Here is a 17,498-nt window from a genome sequence, read left to right as displayed (position 1 = left end):
AACGTTTGGTGAGAGTTTCCGTTAACACACATTTGAATGTCGCCCATGAGCAGTTTCTGTGAACCTGTAGTAGCAGAAACCGGTTAAAAGCCGTTATATAAACTTGAGAGCGTGATGATTTTTTTGTCATCTGCGAATAAAGGTGGTACCGCGAACAACTCCTTCGTCCTTTTTGTGACGACAGGAGTTTTTTTGTTTTCAAAAAAAGGAGGAATCGATTATGACTGAACAAAAACCAGAACTTTCAACGAAGTATGATCCGAAGTCCATTGAACAAGGGCGCTACGAATGGTGGCTGAAAGGAAAGTATTTTGAAGCACAGCCTGAAAGCGGCAAAGAACCATACACCATTGTAATCCCACCGCCAAACGTAACAGGTAAATTACACTTGGGCCATGCTTGGGACACAACACTTCAAGATATTTTAATCCGCATGAAACGCATGCAAGGATATGATGCACTATGGTTGCCAGGAATGGACCATGCAGGTATTGCGACACAGGCAAAAGTAGAAGAAAAACTTCGTTCTGAAGGTAAGTCACGTTACGATTTAGGACGTGATGAATTTGTTAAAGAGACTTGGAAATGGAAAGAAGAATATGCAGGTCATATTCGTACGCAGTGGTCAAAAATTGGATTAGGTCTTGATTACTCACGTGAACGTTTTACACTCGATGATGGCTTATCAAATGCTGTTAAAGAAGTATTCGTTAAGCTTTACAACAAAGGGCTTATTTATCGCGGCGAACGTATCATCAACTGGGATCCAGCAACGAAAACAGCGTTATCTGATATCGAAGTAATCCATCAAGACGTACAGGGTGCTTTCTATCATATGCGATACCCGCTAACAGATGGCACGGGTCATATTGAAGTTGCGACAACTCGACCGGAAACGATGCTGGGGGATACTGCAGTAGCAGTTCACCCGAAAGACGAACGCTACATGCACTTAATTGGTAAAACCGTTACATTGCCGATCATAGGACGCGAAATCAAGATCGTTGCAGATGATTATGTGGATATGGAATTTGGAAGCGGTGCTGTTAAAATTACACCTGCACATGACCCGAATGACTTTGAAATCGGTAACCGTCACGACTTAGAGCGCGTATTGGTTATGAAAGAAGACGGAACGATGAATGACAATGCGGATAAATATGCAGGGATGGATCGCTTCGAATGCCGCAAGCAAATTGTTGCGGATCTTCAAGAAGCGGGAGTATTGTTCAAAATCGAAGAGCATATGCATTCAGTTGGGCACTCAGAGCGTAGCGGCGCAGTAGTTGAGCCGTATCTTTCAACACAGTGGTTCGTAAACATGCAGCCACTCGCAGACGAAGCAATTAAATTGCAGCGAGGCGAAGACAAAGTACAGTTCGTACCGGAACGCTTTGAAAACACCTATATGCGCTGGATGGAGAACATCCGCGACTGGTGTATTTCTCGTCAATTATGGTGGGGCCACCGCATTCCAGCTTGGTACCACAATGAAACGGGCGAAATTTACGTAGGTCATGAAGCACCTGCAGACATCGAAAACTGGAAACAAGATGAAGACGTTTTGGATACATGGTTCTCATCTGCACTATGGCCGTTTTCAACAATGGGCTGGCCGGACGAAACAAACGAAGAATTCAAACGTTACTACCCGACTGATGTATTAGTAACAGGATATGACATTATATTCTTCTGGGTATCACGTATGATTTTCCAAGGAATTGAGTTCACGGACCAACGTCCATTTGACGATGTATTGATTCACGGACTTGTACGTGCTGAAGATGGACGTAAAATGTCTAAGTCATTAGGCAACGGAGTAGACCCGATGGACGTAATTGATAAATACGGTGCGGATGCACTTCGTTACTTCTTATCAACTGGTTCATCACCAGGGCAAGATTTACGTTTCTCAATCGAGAAAGTGGAATCGGTTTGGAACTTCGCGAATAAGATCTGGAACGCTTCACGTTTTGCCATGATGAACATGGAAGGCATGAAGTTTGAAGATATTGATTTAAGCGGAGAAAAATCTGTTGCGGACGCATGGATCTTGACTCGCTTGAATGAAACAATTGACCAAGTAACAAAACTGGCAGAGAAATATGAGTTTGGTGAAGTAGGGCGTGCCCTTTATAACTTCATCTGGGATGACTTCTGTGACTGGTACATCGAAATGGCGAAGTTGCCGTTATACGGTGAAGATGAAGATGCGAAGAAAATGACTCGTTCAGTGTTGGCATACGTTTTAGACAACACGATGCGTTTACTACATCCATTCATGCCATTCATCACGGAAGAAATCTGGCAGAGCCTACCGCATGAAGGCGAATCAATTACGATTGCTGCATGGCCGACTGTTAATGAATCATTGACGGACAGCACAAAAGCATCAAGCATGAAATTACTTTCGGATATCATCCGTTCAGTACGTGCGATCCGTGCAGAAGTACAAACGCCAATGAGCAAAAAAGTGCCGTTATACATCTCTGCTAAAGATTCAGAAACATTAGCAGTACTCGAAGCAAATGCGATGTACTTGGAGAAATTCTGTAACCCAGAACCATTGGTTTTAGGTCAAGGGATTGAAGCACCAGGTCAATCAATGTCAAGTGTCGTTTCAGGTGCAGAACTATTCTTACCACTTGAAGGCTTAATCGACGTAGCAGCTGAAACTACACGATTGGAGAAAGAGCTGGAGAAATGGGCGAAAGAAGTTAAGCTTGTAACAGGCAAACTTTCAAATGAACGTTTCGTTTCGAAAGCACCTGAAGCAGTTGTTGCAGAAGAACGCGCAAAACAACAGGATTACATCGAAAAACATGCAACCGTTGAAAAACGCTTGGCTGAATTGAAGAATTTATAAGTTAGTGATGATGCCTCAAAAGCTTAGGCTTTTGGGGTGTTTTTTATGGTGTGAAGAATAGTTTATCTGCATTTCGATGGATGAAATCTAGGATTCGAGGGAAGATATCTAGATTTCATTCTCGAAAGGTTATTAAAGGCCGACTTCTTAAGCGATTTAGAGTTTAGTTGGAAAATATGGAACTTTAGTTGGAAATATATCGCATTTAATCGGAAAATTTGAACCTTTAGTTGGAAAACGCCGTTGTCGTGTAACCACGCTACATTCAAGGGGGTTACTTAAAGATATCTCAGCATAAAAATTTCATTAGTAACTAGAAATAATTTCATATCTTTTCAGTAATTGAACATGATAGAATAGAGTGAATTCTCAGATGTTCTGGGAGTATTGAGTTTGAGGAGTGACCAAATGTGTTTACATCAGTTGATAAAGTAGTTGAATACATATATTCCATGGATCAGAAAACGGAGCGAAATGGTCGATTAAGTCGTATCACTTCCATCCTGGCGGTCCTCGGGAATCCACATAAAGGATTCCGTTCTGTTCACATTGCAGGGTCAAACGGCAAAGGTTCAACTTTGAATGCTCTTAAAGAAATATTAATTGCTGAAGGCCTCCAAGTCGGAAGCTTCATATCTCCTCACCTTGAAAAAGTAAACGAACGCATCATGATGAATGATGTAATGATTACAGACGAACAATTTATCCAATATATGAACGATATCTATCCACTTCTGCAAAAAGGTCAAGTTGGAGAAGGCTCGAACTTCTTCGAAATTTTGACGGTCATTGCATTTATGTACTATAACGACATGAAAGTGGATATTGCCTTAATTGAAACAGGGATTGGCGGGAAGTTCGATTCAACTAACGTACTGACACCACTGCTATCAATTTTAACGTCCATTTCGCTTGATCATACGCATATCTTAGGCGACACCCTTGAAGCCATCGCTAAAGAAAAAGCGGGAATCATCAAACCACTCGTTCCGGTGATTAGTGCAGTCAAAGACAAACAGGCTGTTGCGGTTATCGAACAGAAGGCCGAATTGGAACAAGCGCCGATTTACCAATTATATAAAGATTTTCTTATTGGAAATGTAACTCAGGAAATAAATAAACAAAGTTTTTCTTATCGATTAAACGGTGAAAAAATGGATGATCTATCCCTGAAAATGATGGGGCATCACCAAGTTGAAAATGCGTCGCTTGCCATTACAGCTGCGCTGTTATTAAACAAACATCACGGTTTTACCATTTCTGAAGAGAGTATCCGTCATGGTCTGATTACCTCTAGTTGGGCAGCGCGTTTTGAAGAAATTTTACCTAACGTCATCATAGACGGTGCACATAATCCGGCAGGTATGGAAGTGCTTATTCAAACCATTCAACAACGCTACGCGACAAAAAATATTCACGTCGTCTTTACAGCGCTTCAAGATAAAGACATTGCATCCGTGCTTCATATGCTGGATGAAATTTCAGCAAGCATTACTGTCACAGAAATTCATGTGAAAAATGCGGCAGCTGGAAATGATATTTTTGAAGCGACTAAGCATCCAGAAAAACAATTGATTCTAAGCTGGCAAGAGGCACTCGAGCAGACTATAGTAAAAGTAGACGAGTCAAATGTTGTTCTAGTAACCGGCTCGCTATACTTCATGTCGCTTGCTCGTCCTTATTTAAAACAAAAAGCACAAACAAAAGTACTTTAATATGTGACCCTGCCTTTATTATGAAGGTGGGGTTCTTTTCTCGTTTATAGAAAGGAGATGTAATTATGATTCCGAAGTTTAATGAATACAAAGAACGTTTTCAAATGGAAAGCAAAAACACAATAGAACCAGGGCTGGATGCAATCCGTAATGCATTAGAAAAAGTAGGAAACCCTCACTTGAAACTCAAATTCGTCCATGTTGCAGGGACGAACGGCAAAGGTTCGACCATCAGCATGATGAATAGTATGCTTCAGTCACACGGCGTAAAGACGGGATGTTTTTATTCGCCTTGCTTCATGGATGTGCATGATCAAATTCAGCTAAATGGGGAGTATATTTCACCAATTGACTTGAGTGAGGCTTTCAGTCGTGCAAAAGAAGCGGGACTCAGCGGAATGCTGACGGATTTTGAATTATTAACAGTTCTTGCATTTCTGGCATTCGAACAATTTCAACCTGATGTTGTACTGTTGGAAACGGGGATGGGGGGCAGGTTTGATAGCACGAATGTCATTACTCCACTCATTTCAGTCATTCCGAGCATTGCATTGGAGCATGAACAATTTTTAGGAAACTCAATTGAAGAAGTGGCGTCTCATAAAGCGGGAATCATTAAACCTGGTCGTCCAGTTGTCATTGGTCCAATGGAAGAGCCTGCTGAACAAGTACTTATAGAAGAAACAAATGAAGGTAATTCTCCACTTTGGAAAATAAATAAAGATTTCACTTTATTGAATGGATTGTACCAAGACAATGAAGGTCATGAATTCACGAATATGATTGTTCCACTCAAAGGTTCCCATCAATTAAATAATGCAGCGATTGCGATTCGAGCTGTACTCCATATAGCCAATTCGCTCCAAGTTGAAGTTGAAGAAGAAACCCTTCGAAATGGATTGAGTAAAACATTTATTCCAGTACGATTTGAAAAAATTACAGATCATTTATATTTCGATGGAGCGCATAATCCGGCAAGTGCTCGTGCTCTCGTTGAAACTGTGAAAGAATACTTTCCAGATACACCCATTCATTTTTATTTAGGTATGATAAAAGGGAAAGATGCCAAAAAAATATTGCGCGTTTATGAAGAAATTTCATCAAAATTTACTTTTGTGGATTTCGAAGATGAGCGCGCAATGTCCGCAATCAGTTTGTCGAAAATGAGCGAATCGACTAACGTGACAATGACAAAAGACCCACTCGAATCATTACGAATTACAATTTCAGGAAAACAAGTGACTATAGTATCGGGTTCGCTCTATCTCTTGTCTAGCTTGCGTTTGGAGGCTATTCAAGTGTTTAAAATTATTTGAATATTAAAGATGACAAAACTTTCTAATTTTGATAGGATGTATTTAGTACTAGATAAATTGAACCATTTTGAAAGGGGCGCATATGGACATTTCTAAACGAACACAACGATTGATTTGGGCCATATGGGTTCTGGTTGTACCATTTGGCATTTATTCGATTTACCAGTTCGCAGAGCCTACTGAAATTAATTGGCCAATTTTATTGGGATATGCAGGTCTGGCAATAATAACGACATACTTTCCGTTTAAAGTAGCTGGAACAACCGTTTTCTTAGTTCAATGGATCAACCTTGCCATATTTTTGAAATATGGAGTGTTTGTTGAAATGTTGGTCATGCAATTGGCAATTATTCCACTGGCCATACAACTCAAAATCGGGTTCAGCGATTTCTATCGAGCACTATTTAACTCATTTATGTTTTTCATGGTATCGGTGATTAGTGGCGTTTCTGTCATTTTAATGGGCTATGATATTGGTTCGATCGAGTTAAAACATATTCTTTTATTCGGTTTTCTCTATCAAATCATTAATACTTTTTCTAATCATGTAATTTTGCACTTATATCTGGTTTTAACAAAGCAAGAACACACCGGCTTCTTTGGAAGAGATTCACTTTGGGATTATGCAGGTTTAGTCGTGACATTCCCATTCGGCTTTACTCTTTATTTGCTAAATGAATATGTTGGACCTGTAGCATTCTTACTATTAGGTATCCCATTCTTAATCATTACCTTCCTAGTCCGCTTATACAATAATTCCGAACGCGTTAACGAAGACTTAAACCAAGCGACTGAAATAGGACATGAGCTGGCAGATCGACTCAGCAATGATGCAATTATCGATTTATTTTTATCACGAATCAGCAAAATGTTACCAGTTGATTATGCCTATATCATTGATATTGACCAAGGTAATATGTGCTTCTTAAAGTCGAAGGAAAAAGATATCAATGTAGAAATTTTGCAAACTCACGAAGAATTACTAAAAAGTATAGCTGGAATTGTCTATAAAAAAGACAAGTCGATTCTTTTCAACAAACAAAAAGAATGGCGTAAGTCAGGATCGGATTTTCTTCCAACGGATACAGAGAGCATCATTTCTGTCCCAATTAGTCGGAATCAAAAAATGGAAGGAATTCTGGTCATAGCTTCAAGGAAAAAATATGCATTTGAAACCTATCAACTTCAGATTATCAGCTTGCTATGTTCCTATTTTGCAGTATCTCTTGAAAAAGCTCGATACGTACAAGATGCAGTATCTAAAAGTGAACGATGCGGCCTAACGAAATTATACAATTATCGGTATTTAGATCAGCAACTTGAAACCAATATGAGCCAATTGCTAAATGGAGAGCTTCGTCAATTATCATTATTGATGATGGACATCGACCACTTCAAAGCCATCAATGATACATATGGACATCAGAGTGGAAACGATATACTCTTTGGACTGGCAAGATTGTTGGAAAATGAACTTGCGGACGCCGGCATCATTGCTAGGTATGGCGGAGAAGAATTTGTTATCATCTTACCAAACTACTCCAAACAACAATCACTAGCACTAGCAGAAGAATTACGTGAGAAAATCGAAACCACGCGTTTTGAAATTCGGACTGACCTGGAAGATCAACCCGTGCTGTCCTTCGTCCACATCACAACAAGTATCGGTGTCTCAACTGCACCAGAAGACTGTGACGATGCCATGGCATTGATTCGTAATGCGGATAGAGCGCTATATATTGGGGCGAAACGAGAAGGACGTAATCGTGTTGCAGAATATGTGAAATAATGAAGAGAGCTGATCTAATCAGCTCTTTTTTCCTAGGATAGAATAAGAGAGTAAATATAGTATAAAAATAATGACAATTCTACTAAAACAATACATAATACGTATAAACAACATGAAATGAGAAAAATTATATGAAACTATTTCCAAATAAATCCAAACAAAATGGACTGACACTCGTGGAAGTTCTGGCAGCCCTTGTCATAATGGGAATTGTTTTCGTGGGTATTATGACTGTGTTTCCGCAAATGACTTTATTTAATACGAAGACGGAGACAAAGTTGGATACGATGAATATAGTGCGGCAGGAAATGACGGAGTTTATTGAAAATAGCAAAGGGAAATATATTCCCCATACTTCAACAAAAATAATTCCTTTTGATCAGATTAAACCTATTATTGAATTGCAATTTGAAGAAACCACAACAATAACTAATAGCCACGTAATTACAGACGAACCGGCAACTAATAAAGACGATTACAATTCATTCAAATTTAATAGCACAGTTGATTCAGGGGAAGAATTTAAATTCGAAATTCAAGTATTCGATGTGCCCGATCTTTCAGGAACCATTTCTTTATATAAGACCATTCTTAAAATTTATACGCTCGGAGGTCAATTGAGTAGTGAAACTTATGGCTATATTGAGGTGACCTCATGATCAAATATATTAAAAATAATCAAGGCATAACACTCGTGGAATTAATAGTGGCTCTAGCCTTAGTTTCAATGGTAGCTATATTAATTATGACAACTTTGGGAATCGGCTTTAAGCATTCAATAGCGGAATCCAATAAGACTTCCGCTCAACAGGAAGCAAATTTAATTGTTTCGAAATTAATGAACCAGCACCGTAAAGGGGATTGTTATTACATTAAAGGGGCTTCTGGTGGAATTATGATTGCTCCTGTATCTTCTACATTATGTACAAGTACAACTGAGCCACCTGCCAGTTCATTCAAGCCAGTTTCAGATACTCGTTTCAATGTGACTATGACAAGTGTAAATCAAATGATTAACCCAACGAAAGATGACTACACATTGGTTGCTGCAGTGAAATATAAAAATGCGACCTACAAAATAAACACGATACTTACGAGATATAAAACAACTAAGTAAAGAGGAGGATTCAAATGAAGTATGTAAAAAACCATAAAGGTTATGCTTTGTTACTTGTCCTCTTTTTAGTTGTTATTTTTGTTGGTTTATCAGCAGTATTTGTTGCCGCATCTTTTAATAATGCCAAGCAGGAAAGTACTGTCGACGTCCGCAATCAATCCGTTGTCGCGGCCGAAATGGGTGTAAAATATAATATCAACAATCTAAAGAATGAAATAAAAATATTAAATCAGGATTATAAAAATTTCATGAATAGCAGTCTGACTACTTTAGTGGATAAAGCAACGGCAGTTACCACTGCAAAGGATAATAACTTACCACTCCCTTCTGGAATGTCTACTGCCGCATGTAATGTCTTTTATTCCAATGCACACATTAATAACTGGATTGATTGTGAAACGCAAGAAATTGAAAAGGCCGGCGTGGATATGTATACATCAGAGGTAAATCGGATGTATGCAGACTTAGCTCCTCAAGAAAATAAAATTGACTCAAAAACGAAATATGAGTTAATGCCACTTGCCTCCAACCTGGTGTTTGATCAAGCAACTCGCAGAATTGAAATACCTCTTTCCGTAAAAGGGAAACAAAATGCTTTAGTTAAAACTCTGAATGCTAAATTGATTGTAACCATCCCGGATCATACATCCGAAACGAATGATATTGTAATCAAAACGATTTTAAGTGAAAAAGAAACGGTCGATCGCATTTTCATTCCACCAAATGACAATACGACCATTTGTCCTACCAAAGCTAGTGAAATGACTTCAGGTGTCTGCAAATATACTGGCACCAATCTTGAAAGTTATTTAGCTAGTTTGCCAGATCCTTCGAAAGTAAGTATCAAAGTAGAGGATTTATGTTATGCAGTAAAAGACAAGTCCAAATGTAATTTTAACAATCTAGATGGCAGAGGCGGAACAGTTTACATAAAACCGTCAAATCAAACGGTAAATGTAGATAACTTGAATCAACTTCAAGACATTTCCATGTACGTAGATGGCGACTTAATCCTTAAAAACAGTAATTCAGCAGATAACAACACAATCGTCAGTCGTTCGTACTCATTCCATGTAAGTATGAACTTGACGAACAGTAATCTAGTTGTTTTAGGGAATGAAGCCAAGACCGGTTATATAGATTGGAAATCAACAGGAAAAAGCGTAACGGTCTCGACCAATTCTAAGATGTGTATTAATTTGAATGGCATAAGTTTAGCGAATTCTTCTGATTTAACTGACCCCTCTATATTAAGTGGCAATGGAAAATTAATTCTTTACCCTGGTCGGACGGATATGGTTAAACTACCCGCAGCCGTTGAGGATAAGATAATTTACATGAATGATTTCGTGGCATTTTTAAATGAATGTAATGTAAATACTTCCGGTTTACCAGAAGGGCATTCAATGAAACAATTTATCGATAGCACGAGTGAAATTGAAGCGACAGTTGATTATGGTAACTAAAAGAAAAGAGTCGAATAACTCGACTCTTTTCTTTTTATGTATTTTTTCCTATTTAAACATGACATTTTATACAAATAGTATGATAATAGGATGAGTTAGTTTGAAAAAAACACACCAAAAGTCTCGGTGGGGGTTATCGGAAAAATGAAAAAATTGTTAAATGATAGAGGATATGCTCTTTTAATAGTTTTATTTACCATTATAATATTCTTAAGCATGTCAGCGGTGTTCATGAGTGCCTCGCTCAACCATGTGAAACAAGAGCAAACGGTTGATCAAAAAAATCAAGCGGTTGTAGCTGCAGAATTAGGTGTTAAATATGTTGAAAGTCATATGCAGAATCAAATTTCTTTGTTATATAGAAAACATGTTACGGAATTAGAAGCTGCTGTGAATAATTTGGCTATTTGTAACGGAAATATTGAACATAGTAATTGTAAAACCCAAACAAAAATTAATTCACTAACAACTGAACAAATAGAAAAGTTCTTTATTGAGCTTAATACATACTACCAATCCATTAAAACTATTGATAACAAGATTTTAGATAATGAAGTAACATATTCCGTCTTAGATCAATCTGTTGTACAGGTAAATACAACTCTTTTTAATGGAGTAAACTATTATAAGTTACCTTTTTCAGTTGAAGGAAATTCAGATGATAAACCAGCAGTTTTGAAAAACGAACTATTAGTACCAATACCAACATTTGTTTCTAGTATCACTTCAAAAAACAAGCCAGCTCCAGAACCAAACCCATACGACTCAACAGCAATGAATAGATATTTATTTACTCCCCCAGTAACTAATAAAAATTGTAAAGATATTAAGCCTTTAACTGAGGGAGTAATTTGTAAATTGAGTAAGACAGAGAATATAGCATCTGTTTTTGAAAATTCACAGAATGGTATTGATTTTAGTAAAATAACAATACTAGCAGAGGATATCGAGAGTTCATTTTGTCCTAAAGGTAATTGTGCAGCTGGATATAATAATTTGAAGGTATATTCAAACAAGGATATTTCCATAGATCAAATTAAAGCACTAAGTCAGTTAACTTTATTCCTGGATGGGATCATTAATATTGATACAAACGGCAATAATTACGCAGGTACTGCAATTGTTAAGGGCGTTAATTCAGATAGTCATTTTAAAAATATTAGTGGAAATGTTTTTATCACTGGCGACAATAACAACCCCATAAAATTAAAAATTGATAAACATACAGATGCTAAATTTGGTAAGTTATGTATTAATTTAGACGGGATTGATGTTAATAACAGCTCATTTGAAGTTAAAGGCGGAAATTCAAAGCATGAAAATGTCTATTACTTCACATCAAATTCAACAAAACAGATTCCCGATGCTGAGAGATTCATAGGAACCTATAAGAATTTTGTAGGATTTTGCATAAATAGCGTTAACGTCCCAATACCGCCACCTGTAACTGAGGTGACAGCATCATATATTGATAAACAGCAGAATGCAAAAGTAATTGTTAATTATAATCCCTAAGAGGTGAAACATGATTAAATTTCTTATTCTCATCCTGGTTGCATTTATCGTGTTTCCAATCGTGATAGTATCCGTAAAAAAAATAGATTTAAAAACTAAGCTAATGTTTCTTTTTGGCGGATTCATCATCGCTCTATTAGGCTTGTTGGCACAATCCACGCTAAGTCTCTATTATTCTGTTTTGATTATGTTAGGTTTGTTATTTGCAGGGGCCGTAATTTTAACGAAACGGTTGGAAAATGAAAAACTTCAAGAAGAAGAATTGCATTTATATGTGCCGAAATCTATTCATGAAGCGATAGAAAAACCTTCAGAATCCTATGTTGCAGCAACTTCTCCTACACCGAAAGTTCAACCTGTTATTGAATCTCAAGCTGAAGACTGGTTAAAACCTGCAAAAAAGGAGGACCAATAAATGAACAATAAATTATTTGGGACGACTTTTGCAGCGCTACTGGGCTCAACTGTTTTATTTTTCGGTGTAACACAAGCAGGTACATATGTAATCGATGAAGTAGTTTTCCCATCAAAAGGTTTCGGGGAACAAACATATATAGGTCCTTACGATGTTTCAAATTTGCCTGAAAACGAGGCTGCGGTAACCGTGCAAACAGGTGTAAAAGGTTGGTACGGCGAAGCGAATGTCCAAATTAAATTGCAAGATGCAGTCGTTCCTTTCCCAGTGGAAGTTGTACAATTCAATACGGATAGCACGTTAACTAACGCACAAGATGGAGCTAAAAATGAACTGCAATTTGATGTGACGAAGGAATCCGTTGGCACATTCCTAAATCAACAATTTTCTCCCATGGTGTTTAGTGATGAAGAAATCGCAATTGTCACGGAAACGATTCGTGAACAATTGGCCGCTGGACGAAAAGATCAAATCATCGATATTACAAGTGCTTTACTGGCAAATTCTAAAGTCGATACTGCAGTTACTAATGTGACTTTCAACAATATTGAATCATCAGTGGGCATTCGTAATTTGATGACAGCTCTAAATGGATACGTAATCAATCCGAAATCTACTTTTTCGATGCTGGAATTTATCGAATCAACGGATTTGGGAATTTTAACGGAACAAGATTTAACCACAGTAGCTTCTATTTTATATGCGTCGGTATTGCAAACGAATTTTGGGGTGGATGAAAGAAGTATCGGACCGGTTGTTCCTACTACTGTTCCGCTTGGCTTCGAAGCTTCCATTAACCGTGAACTTGGGGTTGATTTTGTATTTACAAACCCGAATGCTACCGGCTTTACCATCAATCTGAACGAAGTGGGGACAGGTCTTAATGCTAGCCTCACTGGATTTCCTTTTATTTATCAATACGAAACGACAATCAGTGATAAGCAGGAATTTCTACCGAAAACCATTAAACAATATAGTTCATTCGTAGAACCAAATACGATGCGCGTAAAAACGCAAGGTGAAAATGGCATTCAAGTCGCTGTATTTAAAAACATACGTTCAGACTCTGCCATTATAGAAACGAAAGAAGTATCTAAAGATTTTTATCCACCTGTTCATAAAGTAGAAATTCATCCATTGACCGTTACGATACCTGCTGCGGGAACCGGAGATGGTACGGGCACGACAGATGGTTCAAACGAACAACCTTCTACCGGAACGGGTACTGGAACAACAGGAGATGGAACTTCTATGGGAGGTTCAACTGATTCTGGTTCAACTAATGATACTGGCAGTAACGCGAATGATGAAAATGATTCGGAACCACAATACGATAAAGGTGGAAATCTTATTCCGCCAAGCAAGTAATAGGGGGAGTGTAACTTGATTCGAAAAAGACTGGGTGACTTACTAGTTGAAAATGGTTTGATTACAGATGACCAACTAACGAATGTGTTGCAAAACAAACCACGGGAAGAAAAACTTGGGGACGCACTTTTGCAGCAAGGAATTATCACCGAGCAACAACTGCTCGAAGTACTCGAAATTCAACTTGGTATCCCTCAAGTTCAGCTATATCACTACCCATTCGAAGCAAAGTTATTTAACCTGATTCCTAAAGACGTTGCAAAACGCAGTTTAATGGTACCTTTGAAAGTAGAAGGGGACAAACTATACGTAGCCATGAAAGACCCAATGGATTTCATTACGATGGATGATTTGCGTCTGATTACCGGCTTTCATATCATTCCCGCGATTGCATCTAAGGAAGAGATTTTAAAAACCATCAACAAATATTACGAAGAGGAATCGTTTGACGATTTCTTGGTAGATCAAGCTTCTGCAGTTGATAAACAGGAAGAACTGCTTGATATCGATGCACCGGTAGTAAGAATCGTTAATCAGATTTTATCTGCGGCGGTGACTCAAAAAGCGAGTGATATTCACTTTGATCCACAGGAAACTCGATTGTTAGTGCGTTTCCGTATTGACGGAGTGTTGCATGATGAACGAACACTTCCAAAGCTAATGCAGGGAATGGTCACGGCACGTGTGAAAATTATGTCAAAACTTGATATCACGGAGCATCGTATTCCTCAAGATGGTCGTATTAAAACGAATGTTGATTTTCGTCCAATTGACTTACGTGTCTCTACTCTGCCTACCGTTTATGGTGAGAAAATCGTTATGCGTATTTTGGATTTATCCAATAACTTAACGGATATATCAAAACTCGGCTTCCACGAAAAGAATTATGAGAGATTCATGAAAGAAATAGCCAAACCAAATGGAATTGTCCTGATTTCTGGTCCAACTGGTTCGGGTAAGTCTTCAACGTTATATGCAGCGCTCAGCTACCTAAATGATGAAGAAGTGAATATCATTACGGTTGAAGATCCTGTTGAATATCAACTAGAAGGGATAAATCAAATTCAAGTGAATTCGAATGTAGGCTTAACATTTGCGGCTGGCCTTCGCTCGATTCTGCGCCAAGATCCCGATATCGTCATGGTCGGGGAGATTCGAGATAAAGAAACCGTAGAAATTGCGATTCGGGCTTCTTTAACGGGTCACTTAGTATTAAGTACGATCCATACAAATGACTCAATCGCCTCGGTCACTCGATTGATGGATATGGGTGTGGAGCCGTTTTTGGTTACGAGTTCGATTAATGCCGTTGTGGCACAACGTCTTGTGCGTAAAGTTTGTCGTGATTGTGCAGAGAAACAGGAGCCTACTATTCGTGAAATTGATATTTTCCAGAAACGTGGACTCGATATACAGACGGTCTCGCGAGGAAAAGGTTGTCCATCATGCGGCATGACTGGTTACCGTGGTCGTATGGCCATTCATGAAGTACTAATCATTGATGACCAAATTAAAAGTGTCATCAACCGCGGTGGTACTGCAGCAGAAATTCGAGAAATTGCCCAAGCCAATGACACCATCTTCTTAATAGACGACGGACTGATGAAAGTAAAAGAAGGCCAAACAACGACAGAAGAAATTCTGCGTGTTGCCCTTCAAGATTAGGTGAGAACATGAGAGAATCAGTAGATATTTTATTAACCAATGCTTTTCAGCAAAAAGCATCCGATATTCATATAACAGTTGGCGTTCCTCCTGTATTTCGTGTGCAAGGAGAACTTGTCAAATTCGGTTCCACTCCAATAACCCCGGAAATGTCGAGAGAGATGGCTAAAGCAATTACACCCGATAAGTTATGGGATACGTTTTTGGAGCAAGGAGAGCTCGATTACTCACATGTAGTTGAAAATGTAGCTCGTTTTCGTGTGAATGCTTTTCATCAAAAAGGCAAGATTTCTATTGCTTTTAGGACCATTCCGCAAGTCATTCCGACAGTCGAGCAATTGCAAATGCCGAATACGCTGAAGAAATTAGCGGAAACGAAGCAAGGGCTTATTTTGGTAACAGGTCCAACTGGTTCAGGGAAGTCGACTACGTTAGCTGCGATGATCAAACATATGAACACGGATATGAACTTACATATCATTACGCTGGAAGATCCGATTGAGTATATGCACGAACATGGAACAAGTATTATTGACCAACGTGAAGTCGGATTTGATACAAAATCATTCTCGAACGGTCTTCGTGCAGCACTACGTCAAGATCCAGACGTCATTCTCGTAGGGGAAATGCGTGACTTGGAAACCATCAGTATTGCCATTACGGCGGCTGAAACGGGTCACCTAGTTTTGGGTACTTTACATACGTCAAGTGCCGCATCGACGATTGAACGTATTATTGATGTGTTTTCGCCAGAACAACAAGCGCAAGTACGTACTCAGCTTGGTGGCGTGTTGAAAGCGGTAATTAGTCAACGATTAATCAAGACAGTAGATGGCAAAGGTCGTCGAGCGGCTACTGAAATCTTGATTACAAATCCAGCAATTTCGAACTTAATCCGTACGGAGAAAGTATATCAAATTCCAAACGTCATTTTGACGAATCGAGCTGCTGGCATGCACATGATGGCAACTTCCGTAAAAGAACTTGTCGAGTCTGGCCAAATTACACAAGAAGCGGCACAACCGTATCTTGAAGGGGACGAGCATTAATGGCACGCTTTCAATATGTAGGTCGTGACCGTAAAGCCGTGCGAAAAGGAATTATTCAAGCAGCGAACCAACGTGAGGCAATCGTGAAACTTCGAGACGACGGCATTCGCATCACTGAAATCAAACAAATGGCTGAAACTGCTCTTCAAAAAGATATTGTCATCGGGAACCCCGTCAAGCGGGAACAATTCATCATGTTTTTGAGACAATTCGCCACGTTAATGCGTGCAGGTGTAACGATAGTTGATTCTGTTGTCATCCTATCTCAACAAGTAGAGTCAAAAGCTTTGCGACGAGCATTGGTTGAGATTGCGGATGATTTAAAAAGCGGTAATTCTTTATCTGACGCTGCCCGGAAATTTCCTAGGATTTTTGAACCACTCGTCATTAACCTGTTGCAAGCAGGTGAGTTAACAGGATCAATCGATGAATCATTAGATCGTTTGGCAACTCATTTTGAAAAAGCATATGTGACCCGTCAAAAAGTAGTTTCCGCAATGACTTATCCTATTATTGTTGCTGTTTTGGCGGTAGGGGTCGTTATTTTCCTGTTGACGTCAATCGTTCCAATGTTCGTTGAAATGTTTAATGATTTTGGTGGGGAATTACCACTCATCACCAGATTCGTAATGGGTGCAAGTGATTTTGTACAAAATTATTGGTATATATTGATTGCGATAGTTGCGATATTAGTAGGTGGTTTATGGCTAATGCGAAGAGATGAAAAGGGACGTTACATGCTCGATACTTTTTTATTGTGTATGCCAATTTTTGGCAACATCTTAAAAAAAGCCGCCCTGGCCAGAATGACACGGACATTAAGTTCACTGTATTCCAGCTCAGTTCCTATTTTAACTGCTTTAACTATGGTTGAGCGTGTAGTTGGTAACGAAGTAATAGGGAAAGTGATTCTTAAATCTCGAGACGGGCTTGAAAGAGGAGAGTCGATGACAGGACCAATGATGGGTCATTGGGCATTCCCGCCCTTGATTCCCCACATGATTTCAATTGGAGAACAAACTGGCGCTCTTGATCACATGCTAGAGCGGGTAGCTGAATTCTATGAAAAAGAAGTCGATGCGGAAACTGATAAGCTCAAAGCATTGATTGAACCTTTGATGATTGTCTTATTAGCTGGCCTTGTAGGCACCATTGTTTTGGCAATCTTATTACCAATGTTTGGTCTATTTGAGAATGTGGATAATATGTAAATAATT

13 protein-coding genes and 1 other annotated feature (1 of these 14 cut by a window edge) are annotated in these 17,498 nt (G+C 38.8%); all 13 genes read left to right on the top strand.

All coding sequences use genetic code 11. The features are described from left to right. Positions 1-174 (top strand) — a binding site (T-box leader) (it extends 52 nt beyond the left edge of the window). 46 nt (positions 175-220) lie between these two features. Further along, positions 221-2,866: a valine--tRNA ligase gene (locus tag AC1DSK_RS10480; protein ID WP_477546994.1), complete on the top strand. Its 2,646-nt coding sequence runs from the start codon at positions 221-223 to the stop codon at positions 2,864-2,866. Between the two features lie 410 nt (positions 2,867-3,276). After that, a complete protein-coding gene (locus tag AC1DSK_RS10475; protein WP_477546993.1) occupies positions 3,277-4,581 on the top strand; it encodes a bifunctional folylpolyglutamate synthase/dihydrofolate synthase in 1,305 nt (434 codons plus the stop codon). A gap of 65 nt (positions 4,582-4,646) precedes the next feature. After that, positions 4,647-5,897, top strand: coding sequence for a bifunctional folylpolyglutamate synthase/dihydrofolate synthase (locus AC1DSK_RS10470; protein ID WP_477546992.1), 1,251 nt, complete (start codon positions 4,647-4,649; stop codon positions 5,895-5,897). Between the two features lie 82 nt (positions 5,898-5,979). After that, positions 5,980-7,686: a sensor domain-containing diguanylate cyclase gene (locus AC1DSK_RS10465; RefSeq protein WP_477546991.1), complete on the top strand. Its 1,707-nt coding sequence runs from the start codon at positions 5,980-5,982 to the stop codon at positions 7,684-7,686. A 131-nt stretch (positions 7,687-7,817) separates the two neighbouring features. Beyond that, positions 7,818-8,345: a prepilin-type N-terminal cleavage/methylation domain-containing protein gene (locus AC1DSK_RS10460; protein ID WP_477546990.1), complete on the top strand. Its 528-nt coding sequence runs from the start codon at positions 7,818-7,820 to the stop codon at positions 8,343-8,345. Beyond that, positions 8,342-8,803 (top strand): PulJ/GspJ family protein, encoded by a 462-nt coding sequence (locus AC1DSK_RS10455; RefSeq protein ID WP_342543372.1) that lies wholly within the window; start codon positions 8,342-8,344, stop codon positions 8,801-8,803. Before AC1DSK_RS10460 ends, AC1DSK_RS10455 begins: the two co-directional genes overlap by 4 nt. A 14-nt stretch (positions 8,804-8,817) precedes the next feature. Continuing rightward, positions 8,818-10,269, top strand: coding sequence for a hypothetical protein (locus tag AC1DSK_RS10450; protein WP_477546989.1), 1,452 nt, complete (start codon positions 8,818-8,820; stop codon positions 10,267-10,269). A gap of 144 nt (positions 10,270-10,413) precedes the next feature. After that, positions 10,414-11,784, top strand: a complete 1,371-nt coding sequence (locus AC1DSK_RS10445) for a hypothetical protein (protein WP_477546988.1) — start codon at positions 10,414-10,416, stop codon at positions 11,782-11,784. Between the two features lie 10 nt (positions 11,785-11,794). Then, positions 11,795-12,199 (top strand): hypothetical protein, encoded by a 405-nt coding sequence (locus AC1DSK_RS10440; protein WP_477546987.1) that lies wholly within the window; start codon positions 11,795-11,797, stop codon positions 12,197-12,199. Continuing rightward, positions 12,200-13,567 (top strand): VanW family protein, encoded by a 1,368-nt coding sequence (locus tag AC1DSK_RS10435; RefSeq protein ID WP_477546986.1) that lies wholly within the window; start codon positions 12,200-12,202, stop codon positions 13,565-13,567. It abuts the gene before it with no gap. Positions 13,568-13,582: 15 nt separating this feature from the next. Next, the gene (locus tag AC1DSK_RS10430; RefSeq protein WP_477598217.1) at positions 13,583-15,232 is read left to right on the top strand and encodes a GspE/PulE family protein; all 1,650 of its coding nucleotides are present in this window, start codon (positions 13,583-13,585) and stop codon (positions 15,230-15,232) included. An 8-nt stretch (positions 15,233-15,240) separates the two neighbouring features. Beyond that, entirely contained in the window at positions 15,241-16,281 is a 1,041-nt protein-coding gene (locus AC1DSK_RS10425; RefSeq protein WP_477546984.1) for a type IV pilus twitching motility protein PilT, read from the top strand. Further along, positions 16,281-17,492 (top strand): type II secretion system F family protein, encoded by a 1,212-nt coding sequence (locus AC1DSK_RS10420; protein ID WP_477546983.1) that lies wholly within the window; start codon positions 16,281-16,283, stop codon positions 17,490-17,492. The genes AC1DSK_RS10425 and AC1DSK_RS10420 overlap by 1 nt, the downstream gene beginning before the upstream one ends. Positions 17,493-17,498: the final 6 nt, after the last annotated feature.

Source organism: Paenisporosarcina sp. P4_B8, assembly GCF_056402175.1.
This window is presented reverse-complemented; position numbering and strand designations above follow the sequence as displayed.

What these genes read in the sequence shown, in the direction of transcription:
- AC1DSK_RS10480 (WP_477546994.1), top strand. Translation starts at nt 221, where the DNA reads ATGACTGAACAAAAACCAGAACTTTCAACGAAGTATGATCCGAAGTCC.
- AC1DSK_RS10470 (WP_477546992.1), top strand. Translation starts at nt 4,647, where the DNA reads ATGATTCCGAAGTTTAATGAATACAAAGAACGTTTTCAAATGGAAAGC.
- AC1DSK_RS10465 (WP_477546991.1), top strand. Translation starts at nt 5,980, where the DNA reads ATGGACATTTCTAAACGAACACAACGATTGATTTGGGCCATATGGGTT.
- AC1DSK_RS10460 (WP_477546990.1), top strand. Translation starts at nt 7,818, where the DNA reads ATGAAACTATTTCCAAATAAATCCAAACAAAATGGACTGACACTCGTG.
- AC1DSK_RS10455 (WP_342543372.1), top strand. Translation starts at nt 8,342, where the DNA reads ATGATCAAATATATTAAAAATAATCAAGGCATAACACTCGTGGAATTA.
- AC1DSK_RS10450 (WP_477546989.1), top strand. Translation starts at nt 8,818, where the DNA reads ATGAAGTATGTAAAAAACCATAAAGGTTATGCTTTGTTACTTGTCCTC.
- AC1DSK_RS10445 (WP_477546988.1), top strand. Translation starts at nt 10,414, where the DNA reads ATGAAAAAATTGTTAAATGATAGAGGATATGCTCTTTTAATAGTTTTA.
- AC1DSK_RS10440 (WP_477546987.1), top strand. Translation starts at nt 11,795, where the DNA reads ATGATTAAATTTCTTATTCTCATCCTGGTTGCATTTATCGTGTTTCCA.
- AC1DSK_RS10435 (WP_477546986.1), top strand. Translation starts at nt 12,200, where the DNA reads ATGAACAATAAATTATTTGGGACGACTTTTGCAGCGCTACTGGGCTCA.
- AC1DSK_RS10425 (WP_477546984.1), top strand. Translation starts at nt 15,241, where the DNA reads ATGAGAGAATCAGTAGATATTTTATTAACCAATGCTTTTCAGCAAAAA.
- AC1DSK_RS10420 (WP_477546983.1), top strand. Translation starts at nt 16,281, where the DNA reads ATGGCACGCTTTCAATATGTAGGTCGTGACCGTAAAGCCGTGCGAAAA.